Raw genomic sequence first — 21,687 nt, 5'->3', positions numbered from 1 at the left:
CCTGTATTTATCGCAGGGCGTTATTTCTTATTATGCCGTTGGCGCAAATTCTCGATCACTGCACTCAGGTTCAAATCTTGATCCTGCAGTAAAACCAGCAGGTGATACATCAAATCGGAGGCCTCATTGGTCAGCTCGAAACGGTCATTGACTGTAGCGGCCAGCGCGGTTTCCACGCCTTCTTCACCCACTTTCTGTGCAATACGCTTGGTGCCACTGGCGTAGAGTTTGGCGGTATAAGAGCTTTCAGGATCAGCGTTTTTGCGTGATGCCAACAGTTCTTCGAGTTGGAACAGGAATCCCCAGTCGGTGGCGGCAGGATGGAAGCAGCTGTTGGTGCCTTGATGGCAGGTCGGGCCGATCGGATTCACCAGCGCCAGCAGGGTGTCGTTATCGCAATCCGGATAGATACTGACCAGATTGAGGAAATGACCTGAGCTTTCACCTTTGGTCCAAAGGCGTTGTTTCGTCCGCGAATAAAATGTCACTTTGCCGGAGTCTTGCGTCACACTCAGGGCTTCCTGGTTCATATACCCCATCATCAACACTTCACCAGACACCGCATGCTGTACAACCACCGGCATCAGGTTATCGACTTTTTCCCAGTCGAGCAGGCTAATCTGTTGTTCGCTTAAACGACCATTATTCGACATTTCGTTACTCACAAGCGGATCTCCACGCCATTTTCGGCCAAAAAGCTTTTCAGCTCGCCAATATTAATTATTTGTTTATGGAACACCGATGCTGCCAGCGCGCCATCGACATTAGCCTGTTGGAAAGCGTCAAGGAAGTGCTGAGGCGTTCCCGCGCCGCCCGAAGCAATCAGCGGTACACGGCACACGTCGCGCATCAGTTTCAGCTGCTGCAGGTCATAGCCATTACGCACGCCGTCCTGATTCATCATATTCAGCACAATTTCACCTGCGCCGCGTTCCTGAGCTTCCTTTACCCAGTCAAGGGTCTGCCAGGTCGTCACCTTGGTGCGCGCTTCATCGCCGGTAAACTGGTGAACCTGATAATTGCCTGATTCTGCATCATGCCAGGTATCGATACCCACCACGATGCACTGTACACCGAAACGCTCCGCCAGTCGGCTGATCAATGATGGGTCTGCCAGCGCAGGGGAGTTGATGGAAATTTTATCCGCGCCGAACTGCAGTATCTGTGCGGCGTCTTCTGCACTTTTAATACCGCCCGCCACGCAAAACGGAATGTCGATGACTTCCGCCACGCGCGACACCCAGCTTTTATCCACCACACGACCGTCGGAAGAGGCCGTAATATCGTAAAACACCAGTTCATCTGCGCCTTCTTCGGCATAGCGTTTTGCCAGTGGCACAATGTCTCCGATGATCTCGTGATGACGAAACTGTACGCCTTTTACCACCTGGCCGTTTTTGACGTCCAGACAGGGAATTATCCGTTTTGCCAGCATGAAATTGCCTCCGTCACATTGAATTTACCGTCGAGTAAAGCTCGCCCGACAATCACGCCTTTCACGCCGCTGTTACGCAACTGCGCGATATCGTCGAGAGAACCGATACCGCCGGAGGCCTGAAACGCCACTTGCGGATAGCGCGCGGTGACTTCTCGATAAAGTTCGACGTTGGAACCGGCTAACGTGCCATCGCGGGAGATATCAGTGCAAAGCACATGTTTCAGGCCAAATGGCAGATACTGTTCCACCACTTGTTCCAACGTGGCATTAGAATTTTCCTGCCATCCGCTGACGGCCACATTTTTAGCGCCTTGAGCATCAATGCGTACATCCAATGCTAGCACCAGCGCATCGGCGCCAAAACGGCTGAACCAGCCCTGCACCCGATCAGGGTTTTTTACCGCTGTTGAACCCACCACAACACGGGTTGCACCGGCCGATAACAGGGCTTCTACATCCTGTTCATGGCGAATGCCGCCACCGACTTGCACGGGTACGGTTACACCCGCCAGTAGTTTTTGCAGTAAAGGGATCTGGCGCGCGGCGGGGTCTTTAGCACCGGTTAAATCGACCAGATGCAGAACTTCTGCTCCCTGGCGTTGATAATCTTGCAAGCGAGGCAGCGGATCGCTGCCATAGTCGCGCTGCTGGCCGTAATCGCCCTGATGCAAACGCACCACACTGCCGTCGATCAAATCCAAAGCGGGAATAATCATGGTGCTTACATCTCCAGAAAATTTTTCAACAGCTGTGCACCAGCAGCACCGGAACGCTCCGGATGAAACTGCACGCCGAAGAAGTTGTCTTTTTGTATGGCGGCGCTGAACGGCTCTCCATAAAGCGTTTGGGCGATGGTGTTTTCGCAGACCGGCATGGCAAACCCGTGGACGAAATAAAAGTAAGCGTTCTCGTCAATACCACGGAACAGATGGTTACCTGCATTTGCGATCACCTGATTCCAGCCCATGTGCGGCAACGGTAATCCGCGATCCTGCATACGCTGCACGGGTTGATCGATAATCCCGAGCGTTTTGATCCCGCCGTTCTCGTCACTGCCTGAACCTAACAACTGCATTCCCAGGCAAATACCCAGCACTGGTTGAGTACAGGCTTTGATCAGCGCAATCAGTTCACGTTGTTCGAGTTGTTCCATCGCCGCGCGCGCGGTTCCCACGCCCGGTAAAAAAAGCTTGTCGGCTTGCAAAACAATTTCCGGGACACGGCTCACCGTCGGTTCAAAACCTAAACGCTGAACCGCATATTTCACGGAAGAAAGGTTGGCACAACCGGTATCCAGGATGACAACATTCATCACAGCACTCCTTTCGAACTCGGCAATGTGTTGCCGTCCACGCGGATCGCCTGGCGCAAGGTGCGGCCAAAGGCCTTGAACAGGCTCTCAACACGGTGATGATCGTTCTTGCCTTTGGTACGTAAGTGCAGCGTACAGCCCATCGCGTAAGAGAGAGACCGGAAGAAGTGCTCGACCATCTCAGTGCTTAAATCGCCCACACGCTGATAGTTAAACTCGGCTTTATACTCGAGGTGCGGGCGGCCGGAAATATCCAGCGCACAACGCGCCAGACATTCGTCCATCGGCAGGACGAAGCCGAAGCGACCAATCCCGCGTTTGTCACCCAATGCTTTATTCAGGGCTTCGCCCAGCGCCAGCCCGGTATCTTCCACGGTGTGATGGTCGTCAATATAGAGATCGCCTTTGACCTCGATATTCATGCGGAATCCGCCGTGAGTGGCGATCTGATCGAGCATATGGTCAAAGAAGCCCACACCGGTACGGATTTTACTTTCACCTTCGCGGTCCAGCCAGACGTCCACGTCGATGTAGGTTTCGCGCGTCACGCGGTTAATGTGCGCATGACGATCGCGCTGAGTGAGCTGCGCGGTAATGGCCGCCCAATTCAGCGTATCGCGTTGGTAACGTAAGCCGGCGAGGCCCATATTAGCCGCCAGTTGAATATCGGTGTCGCGGTCGCCAATCACATAGCTGTTGACGACATCCATCAGGCCGCTTTCCAGATAGCCTTTCACCAGTTCCGTTTTTGGCTTACGACAACCACAGAGGTCAGCCGGCAGGTGAGGGCAAATCAGGATTTCGTCAAATACCACACCTTGAGAGGTCAGGATCTGCATCATCAGATTATGCGGTGGATCGAAAGTCTCCTGCGGGAAACTGGCGGTGCCCAGGCCATCCTGATTGGTGATCATCACCAGTTTGAAACCGGCAACTTGTAACGCCAGCAGTGCAGGGATCACACCCGGCTCGAAAGCCAGTTTGTCCAGGCGGTCTACCTGAAAATCTTCAGGCGGCTCACTAATCAGCGTACCGTCGCGGTCGATGAATAAGATCTTTTGTACTAACGGGCTCTGGCTCACATCGGCTCCTTGCTTGGGGCTGTTTCATTATTCATGATGGCGGTGCGTTCATTTATTCCCGGCAGCGGTTGCAGCGCATCGAGCATCCGTTGGCACTCTTGACGGGTACCCAGGCTAATGCGCAGACAGCCGGAAAGCCCTGGTTGCTTGTTCTGGTCACGTAAGATAATGCCTTGATCCCAGAGCGTCTTAAATACCTGACTTGACGCGGTAAAACGCACCAGGAGGTAATTGGTTTCACTGGCGAATACCTGTTCCACGCAGTCGCAGCGCTTAAGCTGCTGTGTCAGCCATGAGCGGGTTTCACCCATCTCTGCCACACGGGCGCGCATGACAGCCAGCCCTTGGTCACTTAATGCTTGCGCGGCGATATCGGCCACCGGCGTGGAAAGCGGATAGGGTGCGATCACTTGCATTAATAGGGCAATCAGTTCGCTGTTGGCTAAGGTGAAGCCGCAACGTAAACCGGCCAGTGCGAAGGCTTTTGACATCGTGCGCAAAACAACGAGATGTGGATACTCTTTTAGCCAGCCGGTCACCGAGGCCTGAGGGCAGAACTCAATATAAGCTTCATCGATGGCGACAATCGCGCGGCCTCGGGTCATCTCCAGTACCGTACGCAAGTCTTCCGGGTTAATCAGATTACCGGTCGGATTGTTTGGGCTACAGACATAGACCAGTTTGACGCCATCGAGTGCAGCTTTAATCGCCGGTAAATCCAGTGACCAGTCTTCTTTAGCCTGAACCGTGCGCGCTTCGACGCCGATGGTTTCCGCGCTGACGCTGTACATACCGTAAGTCGGTGGGCAATAAAGGATGGCGTCTTTTCCTGGCTCGCAGAAAGCGCGGATCAACAGCTCGATCCCTTCATCTGCGCCACGGCTGACAAGTACCTGATCTTTCTCTAGCCCGGCGTAGGCAGCGTAACGTTCAATCACCAGCACCGGCTGACATTCCGGATAACGGTTGAAGGTCTGTGCCGTCAGCTCAAACTGCGGTGCAATCGGATATTCGTTGGCGTTCAGCCAGACATCCCCATTGCCGCCGAGGCGACGAGCGGACTGATAGGGTGTCAGCTCACGCACGTTCTTACGCGCCAGTGACTGAATGCTCATATTTTTCTGGTTGCTCATAAGCCTTGCTCCTTCAGTACGTTAACGCGCAGTGTTACGGCATTCTTGTGTGCGGTCAGTTGCTCAGCTTGCGCCAGCGTTTCAATTGTCGTCGCCAGATCAAGCAACCCTTGTGGTGTTAACTGTGCTTCGGGTTCACGGGTTTGCAGGATCAAATGCTCAGGACCATAAGCGTTGCTGATTTCAATACACTGCGCCAAATCTTTCGCGACGATCAGGCGGCTGCTTGCCAGTGCCTGGCGAGCAATCTCTTGACGGGATAACAGTGCCAGTTGGCGTTCGACGGCTTCACCCACGGTGTAGGCCATGTCCATGCTTGGCCTGCGACAACAGGTCAGAGGCCACAAAATCCGGCGTTGCACCACTGTCGGCGATCACCAGCACTTCAGACGGGCCAGCAGGCATGTCGATGGCTGCGCCATTAAGGCTTTGGCTGACCTGGCGTTTAGCTTCGGTGACATAGGCATTACCTGGTCCGAAGATTTTTGCCACTTTGGGTACGCTTTGTGTACCAAAAGCCAGCGCGGCAATGGCCTGCGCACCACCTAACTGATAAACCTCGGTTACACCACACAGTTTGGCAGCATACAGAATCTCATCGGCAATCGGCGGAGGTGAGCATAGCGTGACGCGCTGACAACCTGCGATGTGTGCCGGCGTTGCCAGCATCAATACGGTAGAAACCAGCGGTGCCGAGCCACCCGGAATATACAAACCAACCGACTGAATAGGGCGTGTCAGTTGTTGGCAGCGCACACCCGGCTGAGTTTCAATATCCACCACCGCCAGTTTCTGTGCTTCGTGAAAGGTCGTAATGTTGCGAACGGCGTGCGCCATTGCCTGTTTTACGTCATCGCCCAAACGCGCGGATGCCGCTTCAATTTGCTGCGCCGTCACGCGAATATCGCCTACGTCAGTCTTATCAAAGGTTGCACAGAACTCACGTAAGGCACTGTCGCCTTCATTGCGCACGCGGCGCAAGATTTCAGTGACCGACTCGGTGATGCGGTCTGAGGCCGAAATCGCCGGGCGTGTCAGCAGCTCGCGACGTTGCTGCTCATCACACTGTTGCCAATCAATCGGGGTGGTAAACGCGTTTGGCTGCATGACCTTACTCCATCATTTTTTCGATTGGCAGGACCAGAATCGAACTGGCACCCAGTGCTTTCAGTTTTTCCATGGTTTCCCAGAACAGGGTTTCACTGCTGACCATATGCATCGCAACGCGTTGTTGATCGCCAGCGAGAGGCAGAATAGTCGGGCGCTCAGCGCCTGGCAGCAGGGCAATGATCTCATCCAGTCGCTCACTCGGCGCGTGCAACATGATGTATTTTGATTCACGGGCCTGAATCACGCCTTGAATACGGGTCATCAGACGGTCAATCAGCAGCTGTTTTTCCTGTGGCATTTCGCCGTCACGCTGAATAAGGCAGGCCTTAGAGCGGTAAATCACTTCTACTTCACGCAGGCCATTGGCCTCAAGGGTTGCACCAGTGGAAACCAGATCGCAAATGGCGTCGGACAAACCGGCACGCGGGGCGACTTCAACGGAACCGTTCAGCAAACAGGATTTGAACTCAACACCCTGTTTGTCGAGATACTGCTTCAGGATATGTGGGTAGGAAGTCGCGATGCGGGCTTTTTGCAGGCTTTGCGGACCGGTATATTCGCAGTCCAATGGCGTTGCCAGCGACAGGCGGCAGCCACCGAAATCCAGGCGACGTAACATGAAGTAACGCGGGTCTTCGCCCTGAGCGCGGCGATTGAGTAACTCTTCTTCCAGTACGTTCTCGCCAATGATGCCTAAATCGACGACGCCGTCCATCACCAGACCAGGGATATCGTCATCACGCACACGCAAAATATCGATAGGCATGTTTTCTGCGAAGGCAATCAGGCGTTGCTCCTGCAAATTGATTTTGATCCCACAGCGCGCCAGCAGTTCGCGTGACTCATCACTAAGGCGACCTGACTTCTGCATGGCTATACGTAAACGTGACTTATCTAACATGATGATCTCGACCTTTCTTATGTTTGTTAGCTGTAATGGTTAAATATTTGCGTAATTATATAAATAATTTGGACTGCAAATGCAGGTAAAAAAAAACCCTCGGAAGATATCTTCCGAGGGCTCTCTCTTTACATTCTGCGCCACTGGAAGATCTTAACAGTCTTCCAGCACCAATCGCCTGCAAGACTAGTCAGGGTGATGGTGATGATGGTGGTTGATCAGAATGTTAGTCATTGTGTTTCTCTTTAAATGAATATGCCAGATATTGAACTTGCGTTGCTAAAACTAAACTATCCCGTAGCAGTAGTGCAACCTTTTTTATCGATGATGAGTTTTTCTTATCTGCATCAGGGTCTCATCATGTCTATGAATGACCCTGCGCGCGCAGATTATGTCAATCTGTGCGTTAACCTGCCTGTCACGGCGCATTGTCCGGAACCCATCGTCCTGGCCCCTGGTGTCTCGCTTTTCACGTACAACTTGGTCGGTGGCGTGTACAGATAGGGGACAAGCCCGTTTCGCTTGTTACAACTGCGGAAAAAACCTGACATGAACTCGATGTTCACTGAAGGCTCCCGAGAGCATAATTTGCTAAACTGAAACAATTCGGCATTGGTCATGCAGAAACGCATGACAAGCAAAGGATGGAGTTGAGTATGAAAAAAGTCGCAATAGTTGGATTGGGTTGGTTAGGGATGCCGCTGGCAATGGCTCTGTCCTCCAAAGGCTATCAGGTCGTTGGCAGCAAAACCACGCCTGACGGGGTTGAGGCTGCACGTATGTGCGGCATTGACTGCTACCCGTTAGTCTTTCTGCCGCAAATGCAGTGTGATGCTGAAGACTTCGAGGTCCTGTTGAATGTTGATGCTCTGATTATCACCTTACCGGCTCGCCGGACAGTCGAAGGGAGCGAACTCTATTTCCAGGCGGTACAGCAGTTGGTGGACAGCGCGCTGGCGCATAATATCGGGCGCATCATCTTTACCAGTTCAACCTCCGTTTATGGTGAGGGCAGTGGGACAATGCGTGAAGACTCTCGACTATGCCCAGTGACGCCCAGCGGAAAGGTGCTCGCAGAGTTGGAAAACTGGTTCCACCGGCTGCCGAATACCTCTGTGGATGTGCTGCGTCTGGCGGGGCTGGTAGGCTCTGATCGTCATCCAGGCCGTTTTCTAGCGGGTAAGATCAATGTGCAGGGCGGTCACTATGGTGTCAATCTGGTGCATCAGGATGACGTTATTGCTGCCATGATATTGCTGCTGAGTCTGCCTAAAGGTGGGCATACCTATAATCTCTGTGCGCCTTTACATCCTGAGAAGCAACATTTCTATCCAGCGTTGGCCCGCCAGCTTGGTTTAGCTGAGCCCCATTTTGCTGAATCTCATGAAGGTGATATAGGAGGCAAACTCATTGACGGTAACCGTATTTGTAAAGAGCTCGGATTTGAGTATCAGCATCCTGATCCCGAACTGATGCCGGTTAGTTGATCCCTCATTGCAGAACCCATCATGGCGAACAGCCTTAATAATGATGGGTTTTGCCCATTAATTTCACCCATTATTATAGAAATATAATGAGCAGGCTACACTTCGACCCACCGGCAAAAAAACTTCCTCCCTCATCTTTCCGCAACCCCCCATAAAGTGTTCAACTTCTGTTCTATTTTTAGGTTTTTAATGTCATCGATTCATTACATGTTGAGACTATTGTAAGGCAAGGTTCTCTTTATGGACTTGTTTTAGATGTAAAATAGCGCACTCATGCAATAAATCCACTCATCGTGTTGCTAACCTTGTAATTTACAGAATATAACTAATTAAAATTATCATTGGTTAACATGAATAACTTTTTAAGGTGAAATCCCTAAAGTTTTTCACGTCTGTGCCGATAGAACAGATGTAGTTAAATAGTGCACCGTTAAAGCCTATCATTACATAAGCATTTCTTCTGTATTCTTCCCCTAAACCTGCATTTTTGTATACCAACAATTCTGTTACATAGATTAACGCTATGCTGAGTAAACCCCGTTTTTCCTTACGAAACCTTCACTTTAAATCTAAATTTATCCCGCGCATTTATCCTAAATAACCTTACATTCCCCTGAAATACTCCTAAAGTGCAATTTTTGTAAATTTAGATTATTATTCTTAATAATTACTATTATGTGTGTATAAAATTCGTTAATTTACGCTAATAATGGCAATTAAGTCTTACAGTTTGGCTTTAAATGGAATTTGTACTAATTGATCTAATAATGATGAGAAATTGGGGCTAAGAAGGGTGTTTTCAGATGTCTTTTTACTTCTGGTTATAATCCGCGCTTTAAATTTGACTTAAGTCTAAAGATTTGGTGTGTGCATGTTTTATTTATGTGATCTAGATCACGTTTTAGTTAAAATGCATGAATGCCGAGATTGTATGTAGTAATGGTTCGGGGTTACATTTGCCGCGCAAGTAGGAATAATCCTAATAAATGTGTAAAAGCGTTTCACTGAATGACACGCAAATATAGCAATGGACTCTGCATGAACGACTCAACTGATAAATTATTAAATTTAGTTAGCTTTCAAATTATCACGCTTTACTTGATTTACATCAGGAACTACTTTGTATTGGCGGTGATTCAAAATCCGTGCGATGAACCTGTTGGTTGTCGCAGAACATTTCTTGAAAAAAGAAATGCATCGTCCAATGATCCAATTGTTTCGATAGTAAAGATCCTTGTTGTGCCGGAATCACTGCCGCAGCGTGGATTATATCTATCATCCAGCTTTGCACTCATCGCTGGTGGTCTGGGGTAAAAGAAGCATGTCTGAATTACTTAAACACATATATGACATCAACCTGTCTTATTTGCTCTTAGCGCAGCGTTTAATTAACGATGAAAAGGCCTCTGCTATGTTCCGGCTGGGAATTGATGATCTCATGGCTGATGCATTAGGCCAGCTAACCTTGCCGCAAATGGTGAAGCTAGCTGAAACGAATCAGCTGTTGTGCCAATTCCGGTTTAACGACAGCAAAACCATTCAATGCCTGACGCAGGAATCACGCGTAGAAGATTTGCAGCAAATCCATACGGGTATCCTTTTATCAAGTCGTTTGCTAAAGGGGCTTTCATCTGGTGATAACAGCAGTACACCTAAGAAAAGGGCATAACGATGTCTCTGATAAAAGTCTCAGCGCCGAAAGACGTCACCGCTAAACCCGTGATAAAAAGTATCGTTCAGGAAGCTCGAGATATTCAGTTGGCAATGGAACTGATCACGCTGGGCGCACGCCTACAGATGCTGGAAAGTGAAACGCAACTCAGCCGTGGACGGCTAATTAAACTCTATAAAGAGTTGCGTGGCAGCCCACCGCCGAAAGGGATGTTACCGTTCTCCACGGACTGGTTTATGACCTGGGAACAGAACATTCACTCATCGATGTTCTTCAATGCCTACTCATTTCTTCTGAAGAGCGGACACTGTAATGGTGTTGAAGCCGTGATCATGGCGTACCGTCTCTATCTGGAACAGTGTCCTGAGCAGCCCGGTGAAGCACCGATTCTGGCACTAACACGTGCCTGGACGTTGGTGCGTTTTGTCGACAGTGGGATGTTACAACTCTCATCCTGCAACAGCTGCGACGGTTCATTTATTACGCATGCACATCAACCTCGTCATGGTTTTGTCTGCAGCCTTTGCCAGCCGCCATCACGTGCAGTAAAAAGACGTAAACTTTCCCCGCAAGTTGCCGATATTACATCTCAAGTGCTGGACGAAAAGGTCAAGCGCGCGGTTTGAGATGATGTGGGCGTTAAAACTTTTCATGTGTAACCACCCAGTGAAAAGTGAAAAGAAAGCAAAGAGTGGCAGCACCGTCATTCTTTGCTTCATCTCCTAACATCTTTGTTTGTCACTGACGTCTTCACGGCGCCTGGACATCACACTTCGCGTTTACCTCACCATGCCTTATACCCAAAAAGCCATATCGAATTAAGGAATCATCGTGCTAGTGATAATAGGTTACATCGTGGTCCTTGGCTCAGTCTTTGGCGGCTTCATGATGGTCGGCGGCGAAATGGGCGCGCTATACCAACCGGCAGAACTGGTGATCATTGGCGGTGCCGGTATTGGTGCATTTCTGGTGGGCAACAACAGCAAGGCCATTAAGTCGACGATGCACGCACTGCCAAAATTGTTCCGCGGATCACGTTACAACAAAGCCATGTATATGGATTTGATGGCGCTGATTTATCGGCTGCTGGCCAAATCTCGCCAGCAAGGCATGTTGTCGCTGGAAAATGACATCGATAATCCGCAGGAAAGCGATATTTTCGCTAATTATCCGCGCATTCTTGCCGATAAACATTTAGTCGAGTTTCTAACGGATTATCTGCGCTTGATCATCAGTGGCAACATGAATGCGTTTGAAATTGAAGCCTTGATGGACGAAGAGATCGAAACCTACGAGCAGGAAAGTGAAGTGCCGGCCAACAGCCTCGCACTGGTTGGGGATTCATTACCCGCTTTCGGCATCGTGGCAGCCGTGATGGGGATCGTTCATACGTTGGCGGCGGCGGATCGCCCTGCTGCTGAGTTAGGTGCATTGATTGCTCATGCGATGGTCGGGACCTTCCTCGGTATTTTACTGGCGTACGGTTTTGTTTCTCCTCTGGCGTCAGTGTTGCGACAGAAATGTGCCGAAAATACCAAAATGATGCAGTGTATTAAAGTGACTCTGCTCTCCAGCCTGAATGGGTACGCGCCACAAATCGCGGTGGAGTTTGGTCGTAAGACGCTCTATACCTCAGAACGTCCGTCCTTCATCGAGCTGGAAGAACATGTTCGCCAGGCCAAATCGCCTAACAAGCAAGCGGAAGAAGAGGAAGTATGAAGCATCAAAGCCATCCCATCGTGATAGTGCGCAAGAAAAAGGGCAAGCACGGCGGCGGGCACCATGGAGGATCGTGGAAGATTGCCTATGCAGACTTTATGACCGCCATGATGGCATTTTTCCTGGTGATGTGGCTGATTTCGATCTCTACCCCGAAAGAGCTGGTACAAATTGCGGAGTACTTCCGGACTCCGCTGGCGGTAGCTATCACTAACGGGCCGCGCAGCAGTGACGCGACGAGCCCCATTCCTGGCGGTGGTGAAGATCCGACACAGCAGGATGGCGAAGTACATAAAATGATCCAGTCGCAGGGCGCGTTGCGTGAAATCGGTGACTTACAACGCCTGCAGGACAAACTCGAGCAGATGCTGATCTCGGACCCGCGGCTTAAGGTTTTGCGCCCCCATTTAATGATTAACCTGACAGAAGAGGGGTTACGTATCCAGATTATCGATAGTCAGAACCGGCCGATGTTCAAACTCGGCAGTGCGGCGGTAGAGCCCTACATGCGCTATATCCTGCGCGCAATTGCGCCGGTTCTGGAAGACGTTCCAAATAAGATAAGTCTGGCTGGTCATACCGATGACATGCCCTATGCCATGGGTGAACGCGGCTACAGCAACTGGGAACTCTCGGCTGACCGCGCTAATGCTTCACGCCGTGAGATGATTTCCGGTGGATTAAGCGAAGGGAAAGTTCTGCGGGTAATGGGTATGGGATCAACCATGCAATTAAAAGATCACCCTGGTGGAGATGCTATCAACCGCCGTATCAGCATTCTGGTGCTTAATAAACACGCTGAAGAAGCGATTGAGCGCGAAAACAGTGAAGGCGAAGCACTCAACATTAGCGACGCCGGTGAGCTGAAAAAAATAATGCCGGGTGATGACGTCACGCCTGCCCCTGAAGCCCCAAATGCTAAAAAGTCGCCAGCATTTACACCGCATCTGTCATCAAAAGATCCAGAGCCAGGCGCATCAGTACCGGCAACGTCTTTACCGCCACAGACTTTACCATTACAGCCTTTATCTTCAACAGAGCAACAACCCAAGAGTGAGACGGTGAAACCGGTCGTTTCTTTCTCGCCAGCCAGACCGACGACGGCAATTCCTGCCGCCGCCGATGTGACGGCGCAACCGGCTTCACCGGCAAGCCGCGATTCACAGCAGAGGTGATCACGTGAGCATGGATATTAGTGATTTTTACCAAACGTTTTTCGATGAAGCAGATGAACTACTGGCAGACATGGAGCAGCACCTGCTGTTACTCGATCCGCTGGCACCTGACATCGAACAACTCAACGCGATATTCCGCGCGGCGCACTCGATAAAAGGCGGTGCCGCTACGTTTGGGTTCACGGTTCTTCAAGAGACCACCCATTTACTTGAGAACCTGCTTGACGGCGCAAGACATGCAGAAATGAGCTTGAGCACCGACATCATCAACCTGTTTTTGGAAACGAAAGACATTATGCAGGAGCAACTAGACGCATATAAATCTACCCGAACTCCCGATGCCGAGAGTTTTGAATACATTTGCGCCGCTTTGCGCCAACTCGCGCTGGAAGTTCAGCAGCAGGGCGCACAGGCAGCGGAACTCCTCGTGGTGCCTGCCGCATTGACCACCGGCATCGCCATCCCGGTGGTCAACGGCGGGATGCGTATTTGTCTCAAAGGGCTGAAAGAGGCGGAGATTCCGCTGATGCTCGAAGAACTTGGTAATTTGGGCGACGTCGTCGACCCGGTGCAAACCGCAACCAGCGTCGAAGCAACCCTTATCACGACGCTAAGTGAAGATGACATCAGCGCGGTGCTGTGCTTTGTGATTGAACCTGAACAGATAAGTTTCGGCAGCAGTGTCGTCAACGATGTCGCGGATGATAAAGCCGAAATGGTGGCCACTGTCTCTGTACCTGAGGTTGTCGCGGTTGCCCCTCGCTTAGCGCCAGTTCTGTCCGCAGTGCCAGATGCCGCACAGCATAAGGCTCCGACGCCGAAGGCACCCGAATCGACCAGTATTCGTGTGGCCGTCGAGAAGGTCGATCAACTGGTTAACCTGGTCGGCGAACTGGTGATCACTCAGTCGATGCTGGCCCAGCGTTCCGACCAGTTGGACCCCGTCGCGCACAGCGACCTGCTTAACAGCATGGGTCAGCTCGAGCGTAATGCGCGTGACCTACAGGAATCGGTAATGTCGATTCGTATGATGCCAATGGAATATGTCTTCAGCCGCTTCCCGCGTCTGGTACGCGATCTTGCCAGCAAGCTCAACAAACAAATTGAGCTAACCCTGCTCGGTAGTTCAACTGAACTGGACAAAAGCCTGATCGAACGCATCATCGACCCGCTAACGCACCTGGTGCGTAACAGTCTCGACCATGGGGTAGAAACGGCAGATATCCGTATTGCCAATGGTAAAGATGCCACCGGCAATCTGACCTTGTCTGCGGAACATCAGGGCGGCAATATCTGCATCGAAGTGACTGATGACGGTGCGGGGCTGAATCGCGAGAAGATCCTCGCCAAAGCGGCATCGCAGGGCATGGTTATTAGCGAGAACATCAGCGACGAAGAGGTCGGTATGTTGATTTTCGCGCCGGGCTTCTCGACGGCAGAAAAAGTCACTGATGTCTCTGGTCGCGGTGTTGGCATGGACGTGGTGAAACGAAATATTCAGGAGATGGGCGGTCACGTTGAAATCCATTCCCAGCAGGGCAAAGGTACGACTATCCGTATTCTGCTTCCGCTGACGCTGGCTATTCTCGATGGTATGTCGGTCAAAGTGGGTGAAGAAGTGTTTATCCTGCCGCTGAATGCGGTGATGGAATCACTCCAGCCGCTGGCTGAAGACCTGCATCCTCTGGCGGGAGGCGAGCGCGTCCTCCAGGTTCGCGGTGAATACTTGCCATTGGTCGAGCTGTATAACGTCTTTGATGTTACCGAAGCCAAGACTGAAGCCACGCAGGGTATTGTCGTTATCCTGCAAAGTGCGGGACGTCGTTACGCATTGCTGGTGGATCAACTGATTGGTCAGCATCAGGTCGTCGTGAAGAACCTTGAAAGTAACTATCGCAAAGTACCGGGAATTTCCGCCGCGACCATTTTGGGTGACGGCAGCGTGGCGCTGATTGTAGACGTATCAGCACTTCAGGCGCTGAACCGTGATAAACGCGCAGTGAACGCAACGGCAGCATAATAAAATAACTTCAGACATCGCCTCACCATTGAAACCGGGGAGGCTAAACCATTATCCGACCGATTGAAGGGTGAATAACATGGCAGGACTTGCAACCGTGGCAAAAATGGCGGGTGAGACCGTAGGACAGGAATTTCTGATTTTTACACTGGCCGATGAAGAATATGGCATTGATATCCTGAAAGTGCAGGAGATTCGCGGTTATGATCAGGTCACTCGTATTGCCAATACACCGGCTTTCATTAAAGGTGTCACTAACTTGCGGGGCGTGATCGTACCCATCATCGATCTGCGGGTGAAATTTGCGCAAAAAAATGTGGTCTATAACGAAAACACCGTGGTGATCGTGCTCAATTTTGAAAACCGAGTGGTTGGGATCGTCGTTGATGGTGTTTCTGACGTGCTGTCGCTTTCCCAGGATCAGATCCGCCCAGCCCCTGAATTCGCTGTGACCCTCTCTACCGAATACCTGACCGGCCTTGGCTCGCTGGGGGAACGTATGCTGATTCTGGTTGATATCGAGAAATTGCTGAGCAGCGAAGAAATGGCACTTCTTGAGAGTGTGGCGAAAGTTTGATTTTCGCTATTGGGCTATGGCCCAAACTTGCTTTCAATGTCAGGGCCAAGGTCGTGGGCGTACAGCACACGCCTTGGCCCTGACATTGAATTAAAAAGCATTTTGCCCGATTTACGAAAACTAAAACAAAATTTCCCCACGCTTTTACAAAACCGGTATGAAGTTCTCACTTTCCCTGCCGATAACCCTTTTAGATGAATCACATTGAAAAAGGGACAACATGTTTAACCGTATTAAAGTGGTCACGGCTATCGTGATCTTACTGGTGGTATTCGGTGCCTTACAGTTGATTTCTGGCGGACTGTTCTTCCAGTCGCTAAAAACCGATAAAGACAACTTCGCCACTTCTCAACAGATTCGATTGCAACAGGCTGAGCTGAACGCCAGCTGGGTATATCTGCTGAAAACCCGTAACACCCTGAACCGCGCGGGCATCCGTTTCATGCTTGATGCCAACCAGATGGGCAGTGGTGCGACGGTAAAAGAACTGACAGAAACAGCGCAAAAAGATCTCGCCATTGCTGCCGAACATTACGCCAATTACCTGAAAATACCGGCTGATGCCAGCCAGAACCCAGCGTATGCGGTAGAAGTGAATAAAAAATATCAAGTGCTAAATGGCGCGCTGAGTGAACTGACTGAGCTGATCGGTATCGGTCGTATTAATGACTTCTTCGAACAACCCACTCAGCAATATCAGAATGACTTTGAAAAAGCCTTCGTCACCTACATTGATCAGAATGACCGCCTGTACAACGGCGCGGTTCACGCCAGCGAAAACTCCTTCAACCATGCAGTGTGGGTGTTGGGTGTGATTCTGGCGGTGCTGATTCTGTTCATCGCGCTTGCGTGGTTTGGTGTGCAACGCATTCTGGTCCATCCATTGCTTACGCTGGTTGAGAACATCCGGCATATTGCCCGGGGTGACCTGACGCAGGCGATCACGGTCACCAGCCGTAACGAAATTGGCCAGTTGGCCGACAGTCTTCGTGATATGCAGGACGAACTCATTCGCACCGTTTCTGGTGTGCGTCATGGCGCAGATGCGATTTACAGTGGCGCAAGCGAAATCTCTGCCGGTAATACCGATCTCTCATCACGAACTGAACAGCAGGCTTCTGCTTTGGAAGAGACCGCCGCCAGTATGGAACAGTTGACCGCGACGGTGAAACAGAATGCTGAAAATGCTCGTCAGGCTAGCCAGTTGGCACTGAGCGCATCAGAAACCGCGCAAAAGGGCGGCAAAGTGGTCTCTAATGTGGTGCAAACCATGAATGAAATCGCCGCCAGCTCGAAAAAAATCACCGACATTACCAGTGTTATCGACGGTATCGCTTTCCAGACCAATATTCTGGCACTGAACGCTGCGGTTGAAGCAGCACGCGCCGGTGAGCAGGGACGTGGATTTGCCGTGGTCGCTGGTGAAGTCCGCAGTCTGGCGCAGCGTAGTGCTCAGGCCGCCAAAGAGATCAAAGGTCTGATCGACGATTCAGTCAGCCGTATCAATACCGGTTCTGTTTTGGCTGAAAGCGCAGGCGAAACCATGGGTGACATGGTCAGCGCAGTAACCCGCGTAACCGATATTATGGGGGAAATTACCTCCGCGTCCGACGAGCAGAGCCGTGGAATTGAACAGGTCGCACAGGCCATCACTGAAATGGACCGCGTCACCCAGCAGAACGCCTCGCTGGTGGAAGAATCTGCATCGGCTTCAGCGGCTCTGGAAGAACAAGCCAGCTTACTGACGCAGTCAGTCGCGGTGTTCACCTTGGCTCAAAATAAGAACCAGGTCGGGCGTAATAGCGCATTACCGACCAGCAAATTAGCCTTATTGACGCCGAACCTGTCAGGTTCAAAAGCCGGTAACGGCGGTTCAGCAGAGAATTTGGCTGAAAATTGGGAAACCTTCTAAGTCACCCTATTTCGCAGGCCGGCCTTTTTTGCGGCCTGCACCCAGGGTTGATTAAGAAAAGTGATAAAAAAGTGCCAGTCAAGGCTGATGCCAATAGAGGTTTACCCATGTTTAAGAATATCCGTGTGTCCACTTGCTTGTTTTTATTGTTACTCGTGTTCTTTGTTATGCAACTTGCCAGCAGCGGTCTGTCACTGATGTCCGCACATACGGATAAATCCAATTTTGAACAGATAGCCAACACCTCCGAGCAGCGTGACGCGTTAAGCCAGAGCTGGTCGTCGATGTTGCAAACGCGCAATACACTCAACCGAGCCGCCACGCGTCTGGCGCTCAAGCAACCGCAGGAGAGTGTCACCGGACTGATAAGCGATGCCCACGACAGCCTAAAAAATGCCGAACAATCTTATAAGACATTTTTGGCCCTGCCGCGCAGAACGGAGCGTGCTGTTGAACTGACCAAGGTCAATCAGGCCAGTTATCAGCAACTGCATGACATGTTGCAATTGCTCAATGATTTGCTTTCGAAAGGCGATATGCAGGGGTTCCTTGATAGCCCGACGCAAAAATATCAGGACCAGTTTCAAAAAGATGTCTCCGACTACGTGACTTATGTCGGCGGCCGTTTTAACCAGGCAAAAGATCAAACCATCGCCTCTTACCAGCACTCGGTGATCAGTGCCGTCATCGTGGTGCTCCTGTTGTTGGTGATGACCTTCGTGGCGCTGGTCGTTACCCGCCGTATTCTGTTCCGTCCGTTGGACCAGATGAGAAATCATTTTGACCGCATCGGCGCGGGTGATATCTCGATTCCTATAACCGTAGAAGGGCGTTACGAAATAAGAATGATGCTCGCCAGCTTGCAGCAAATGCAGGTATCACTGGCTAACACCGTTCGTACGGTACGGCACGGTGCGGAAACGATGTTCAGTGGGTTGAAGGCGATTTCTGCCGGTAACCAGGATCTCTCTGCCCGTACCGAGCAACAGGCCTCTTCGTTGGAAGAGACCGCCGCCAGCATGGAGCAACTGACCGCCACGGTGAAACAGAACGCCGAAAATGCCCGTCAGGCTACCCAGTTGGCGCGCGACGCCTCCAATACGGCAGGGAAGGGCGGCGAACTGACCGGTAATGTGGTGAAAACGATGAGTGATATTGCCGGTAGCTCAAAGAAAATCAGCGTGATCACCAGCGTTATCGATGGCATCGCGTTTCAGACCAATATCCTGGCGCTCAATGCCGCGGTAGAAGCCGCTCGCGCGGGTGAACAGGGGCGTGGTTTTGCGGTCGTGGCGGGTGAAGTGCGCAGTCTGGCACAGCGCAGTGCGCAAGCCGCCAAAGAGATCAAAGCGTTGATTGATGAGTCAGTCAGCCGTGTGACACAAGGCTCAGCGCTGGTGGAGTCGGCCGGTAACACCATGGATGACATTGTGCGTGCGGTCACGCGCGTGACTGACATCATGGGGGAAATCGCTTCCGCCTCTGACGAACAGAGCAAAGGCATTGAGCAGGTATCGCTCGCGGTGACGCAAATGGATCAGGTGACGCAACAGAATGCCGCCTTGGTACAGGAAGCAGCAGCGGCGACGCACACACTAGAACAGCAGTCAGAACATCTTGCTGATACGGTGTCGGTATTCCGGCTGGCAGTAGACAGTAAATATCCGGCTTCAAGCGGACCCAATATTGCGCAAATTACATCGCGTCAGGTATCCACCGCGTCATCTTCGCCCGTAAAAGCCTTACCTCCAGGCCAAGAACCGGGTAGCTGGGAAAACTTTTGATGCCTAATCCTAATACAAATCAGGTTCTGGACAACGCGTCGATTATGGCGCAGATGGCCCAACGTTTACCGCTGTCGGATGCTCATTTCCGCCGCATCAGTGAACTGATTTATCAGCGCGCCGGTATCGTGTTGGCCGTCCACAAAAGAGAAATGGTTTATAACCGCCTGGTGCGTCGTTTACGACTATTAGGAATTAATGACTTCGGTCAGTATCTGGCCATGCTAGAAAGCGATATCAACAGTGCGGAATGGCAGGCGTTTATTAATTCGCTGACCACCAATCTGACGGCCTTTTTTCGCGAGGCACATCACTTTCCGATCCTGGCCGAACATGCCCGTTCACGACCGAATAACTATAGCGTATGGAGCACGGCGGCCTCTACCGGGGAAGAGCCCTACTCCATCGCGATGACGCTGAGCGAAGCCCTTGGGCCGCGCATGTCTACGTGCAAGATTCAGGCCAGCGACATCGATACGCAGGTACTGGAAAAGGCGATCGCCGGGGTATACCGACAGGAAGAGTTGCGCACGCTGAGCGCGCAACAGATGCAGAAATTCTTCTTCAAAGGTACGGGGCCACACAGTGGTCTGGTGCGTGTTCGTCCGGAACTGGCGCAAATGGTCGCTTTTCAGCAGCTCAATCTGCTGGCGAGTCAGTGGCAGCTTAACGGACCTTTTGATGCTATTTTTTGCCGTAACGTAATGATCTATTTTGATAAAGAAACGCAGGAAGCAATTTTACGCCGATTTGTCCCGTTACTTAAACCTGGCGGCCTCATGTTTGCGGGACATTCCGAAAACTTTAGCCAGATAAGCCGGGAGTTTTATTTGCGTGGCCAGACAGTTTACGGCCTCGCCAAGGAGAGGTAATGAATAAAATCAGAGTATTGAGTGTCGATGACTCGGCGCTAATGCGCCAGTTGATGACAGAGATTATTAACAGTCATCCCGATATGGAAATGGTCGCTACGGCACCGGATCCGCTGGTGGCCCGCGATTTGATCAAGAAATTCAACCCGCAGGTTCTCACGCTGGATGTCGAAATGCCGCGCATGGATGGTTTGGATTTCCTTGAAAAACTGATGCGATTGCGCCCGATGCCTGTCGTGATGGTGTCATCACTGACCGGCAAGGGGTCTGAGATCACGCTGCGGGCGCTGGAGCTGGGAGCCATTGATTTTGTCACCAAACCGCAATTGGGCATTCGTGAAGGCATGTTGGCTTACAGCGAACTGATTGCTGACAAAATCCGCACGGCATCGAAAGCGCGGCTGAACAAGAGTGTCAATCTGGATCAGCCTCGCATGCTCAGCTGTGCGCCGTTGCTCAGCAGTGAGAAGCTCATCGCGATTGGCTCGTCGACCGGCGGTACAGAGGCCATTCGCCACGTGCTGCAGCCGCTGCCACCGACCTGCCCGGCACTGATGATCACCCAGCATATGCCACCGGGGTTTACCCGTTCTTTTGCTGAGCGTCTGAACAAACTGTGTCAGATCACCGTGAAAGAAGCCGAAGACGGTGAGCGTGTATTACCGGGTCATGCGTATATTGCGCCGGGTGACCGGCATATGGAGCTGGCCCGCAGCGGTGCTAATTATCAGGTTAAGTTGAACGACGGTCCGGCGGTCAATCGCCATCGTCCGTCGGTTGACGTGTTATTCCGTTCGGTGGCGAAGTTCGCCGGACGCAATGCCGTCGGGGTGATCCTGACGGGTATGGGCAATGACGGCGCAGCCGGCATGCTGGAGATGCATAGTGCAGGGGCTTACACCCTGGCGCAGAACGAAGCCAGTTGCGTGGTTTTTGGGATGCCACGTGAGGCAATTGCCGCTGGTGGGGTCAATGAAGTGGTGGATCTCAGCCAAGTCAGCCAGCGCATGCTGGCACAAATATCAGCCGGACAGGCGTTACGTATTTAATTTTCAGACCGTATAGGGCTGAACGAAACAGAATTTTAGGAGCAAAAAAATGGCCGATCCAAACCTGCGTTTTTTAGTTGTAGATGACTTTTCTACCATGCGTCGCATCGTGCGTAACCTGCTTAAAGAGCTGGGTTTTCAAAATGTGGAAGAAGCAGAAGATGGCGTTGACGCGCTGAACAAACTGCGTGCCGGTGCGTTTGACTTCGTGGTATCTGACTGGAACATGCCCAACATGGACGGTCTTGACCTGCTGAAAACGATTCGTGGCGACGCGACGCTGGCTAAATTGCCTGTGCTGATGGTGACCGCTGAAGCGAAGAAGGAGAATATCGTGGCGGCAGCGCAGGCCGGGGCCAGCGGCTATGTTGTGAAGCCATTTACTGCTGCAACTCTGGAAGAGAAACTCGGCAAAATTTTCGAAAAATTAGGCATGTAGGAGTA

At 51.4% G+C, this 21,687-nt stretch carries 20 protein-coding genes, 1 pseudogene and 1 other annotated feature; of the genes and pseudogenes, 13 read left to right on the top strand and 8 right to left on the bottom strand.

Annotated elements, in window-relative coordinates:
• Positions 1–20: 20 nt before the first annotated feature.
• The 8 genes and pseudogenes from hisIE to hisG all read right to left on the bottom strand — a co-directional run bounded on the left by hisIE (position 21) and on the right by hisG (position 6,976).
• Positions 21–653 carry a bifunctional phosphoribosyl-AMP cyclohydrolase/phosphoribosyl-ATP diphosphatase HisIE gene (gene hisIE / locus IEV89_RS03490; protein WP_188471303.1) on the bottom strand — a complete coding sequence of 211 codons (633 nt, stop codon included), beginning with the start codon at positions 651–653 and terminating at the stop codon, positions 21–23.
• An 8-nt stretch (positions 654–661) separates the two neighbouring features.
• Positions 662–1,435, bottom strand: a complete 774-nt coding sequence (gene hisF, locus IEV89_RS03485; protein ID WP_188470491.1) for an imidazole glycerol phosphate synthase subunit HisF — start codon at positions 1,433–1,435, stop codon at positions 662–664.
• Positions 1,417–2,154 (bottom strand): 1-(5-phosphoribosyl)-5-[(5-phosphoribosylamino)methylideneamino]imidazole-4-carboxamide isomerase, encoded by a 738-nt coding sequence (gene hisA, locus IEV89_RS03480; RefSeq protein ID WP_188470489.1) that lies wholly within the window; start codon positions 2,152–2,154, stop codon positions 1,417–1,419. The genes hisF and hisA overlap by 19 nt, the downstream gene beginning before the upstream one ends.
• A gap of 5 nt (positions 2,155–2,159) precedes the next feature.
• Positions 2,160–2,750 carry an imidazole glycerol phosphate synthase subunit HisH gene (hisH, locus tag IEV89_RS03475; protein ID WP_188470488.1) on the bottom strand — a complete coding sequence of 197 codons (591 nt, stop codon included), beginning with the start codon at positions 2,748–2,750 and terminating at the stop codon, positions 2,160–2,162.
• A complete protein-coding gene (gene hisB / locus IEV89_RS03470) occupies positions 2,750–3,832 on the bottom strand; it encodes a bifunctional histidinol-phosphatase/imidazoleglycerol-phosphate dehydratase HisB (protein WP_188470485.1) in 1,083 nt (360 codons plus the stop codon). The genes hisH and hisB overlap by 1 nt, the downstream gene beginning before the upstream one ends.
• A complete protein-coding gene (hisC, locus tag IEV89_RS03465) occupies positions 3,829–4,947 on the bottom strand; it encodes a histidinol-phosphate transaminase (protein ID WP_188471301.1) in 1,119 nt (372 codons plus the stop codon). Before hisC ends, hisB begins: the two co-directional genes overlap by 4 nt.
• A gap of 14 nt (positions 4,948–4,961) precedes the next feature.
• Positions 4,962–6,072: pseudogene (gene hisD / locus IEV89_RS03460) on the bottom strand (histidinol dehydrogenase).
• A 4-nt stretch (positions 6,073–6,076) separates the two neighbouring features.
• Positions 6,077–6,976: an ATP phosphoribosyltransferase gene (gene hisG, locus IEV89_RS03455; RefSeq protein WP_188470484.1), complete on the bottom strand. Its 900-nt coding sequence runs from the start codon at positions 6,974–6,976 to the stop codon at positions 6,077–6,079.
• An 87-nt stretch (positions 6,977–7,063) separates the two neighbouring features.
• Positions 7,064–7,187 (bottom strand) — a sequence feature (His leader region).
• A 445-nt stretch (positions 7,188–7,632) separates the two neighbouring features.
• Here hisG and IEV89_RS03450 point away from each other — a divergent pair.
• The 13 genes from IEV89_RS03450 to cheY all read left to right on the top strand — a co-directional run bounded on the left by IEV89_RS03450 (position 7,633) and on the right by cheY (position 21,682).
• Complete coding sequence (locus tag IEV89_RS03450) at positions 7,633–8,463, top strand: SDR family oxidoreductase (protein WP_188470482.1); 831 nt, start codon at positions 7,633–7,635, stop codon at positions 8,461–8,463.
• Between the two features lie 1,038 nt (positions 8,464–9,501).
• Entirely contained in the window at positions 9,502–9,777 is a 276-nt protein-coding gene (locus IEV89_RS03445) for a hypothetical protein (protein ID WP_188470480.1), read from the top strand.
• A gap of 7 nt (positions 9,778–9,784) precedes the next feature.
• Entirely contained in the window at positions 9,785–10,132 is a 348-nt protein-coding gene (gene flhD, locus IEV89_RS03440; RefSeq protein WP_188470478.1) for a flagellar transcriptional regulator FlhD, read from the top strand.
• A 2-nt stretch (positions 10,133–10,134) separates the two neighbouring features.
• Positions 10,135–10,761 (top strand): flagellar transcriptional regulator FlhC, encoded by a 627-nt coding sequence (gene flhC / locus IEV89_RS03435; protein WP_188470476.1) that lies wholly within the window; start codon positions 10,135–10,137, stop codon positions 10,759–10,761.
• 205 nt (positions 10,762–10,966) lie between these two features.
• Positions 10,967–11,854: a flagellar motor stator protein MotA gene (gene motA, locus IEV89_RS03430; protein ID WP_188470474.1), complete on the top strand. Its 888-nt coding sequence runs from the start codon at positions 10,967–10,969 to the stop codon at positions 11,852–11,854.
• Positions 11,851–13,029 (top strand): flagellar motor protein MotB, encoded by a 1,179-nt coding sequence (gene motB / locus IEV89_RS03425; protein ID WP_188470472.1) that lies wholly within the window; start codon positions 11,851–11,853, stop codon positions 13,027–13,029. Before motA ends, motB begins: the two co-directional genes overlap by 4 nt.
• A 4-nt stretch (positions 13,030–13,033) precedes the next feature.
• Positions 13,034–15,049, top strand: coding sequence for a chemotaxis protein CheA (gene cheA, locus IEV89_RS03420; RefSeq protein WP_188470470.1), 2,016 nt, complete (start codon positions 13,034–13,036; stop codon positions 15,047–15,049).
• Between the two features lie 79 nt (positions 15,050–15,128).
• Complete coding sequence (cheW, locus tag IEV89_RS03415; RefSeq protein WP_188470468.1) at positions 15,129–15,626, top strand: chemotaxis protein CheW; 498 nt, start codon at positions 15,129–15,131, stop codon at positions 15,624–15,626.
• A gap of 220 nt (positions 15,627–15,846) precedes the next feature.
• Positions 15,847–17,538 (top strand): methyl-accepting chemotaxis protein, encoded by a 1,692-nt coding sequence (locus IEV89_RS03410; RefSeq protein ID WP_188470466.1) that lies wholly within the window; start codon positions 15,847–15,849, stop codon positions 17,536–17,538.
• A 107-nt stretch (positions 17,539–17,645) separates the two neighbouring features.
• Positions 17,646–19,322, top strand: coding sequence for a methyl-accepting chemotaxis protein (locus IEV89_RS03405; RefSeq protein WP_188470464.1), 1,677 nt, complete (start codon positions 17,646–17,648; stop codon positions 19,320–19,322).
• Entirely contained in the window at positions 19,322–20,194 is an 873-nt protein-coding gene (gene cheR, locus IEV89_RS03400) for a protein-glutamate O-methyltransferase CheR (protein ID WP_188470462.1), read from the top strand. Before IEV89_RS03405 ends, cheR begins: the two co-directional genes overlap by 1 nt.
• Positions 20,194–21,243: a protein-glutamate methylesterase/protein-glutamine glutaminase gene (locus IEV89_RS03395; RefSeq protein ID WP_188470460.1), complete on the top strand. Its 1,050-nt coding sequence runs from the start codon at positions 20,194–20,196 to the stop codon at positions 21,241–21,243. The genes cheR and IEV89_RS03395 overlap by 1 nt, the downstream gene beginning before the upstream one ends.
• A gap of 49 nt (positions 21,244–21,292) precedes the next feature.
• Positions 21,293–21,682 (top strand): chemotaxis response regulator CheY, encoded by a 390-nt coding sequence (gene cheY, locus IEV89_RS03390; protein WP_188470458.1) that lies wholly within the window; start codon positions 21,293–21,295, stop codon positions 21,680–21,682.
• The last annotated feature ends 5 nt before the right edge of the window (positions 21,683–21,687 follow it).

The organism is Hafnia psychrotolerans (genome assembly GCF_014639435.1).
Lineage (GTDB): Bacteria > Pseudomonadota > Gammaproteobacteria > Enterobacterales > Enterobacteriaceae > Ewingella > Ewingella psychrotolerans.
Note: the sequence above shows the minus strand (reverse complement) of the source record. Positions and strands in the feature narration are given on the sequence as shown.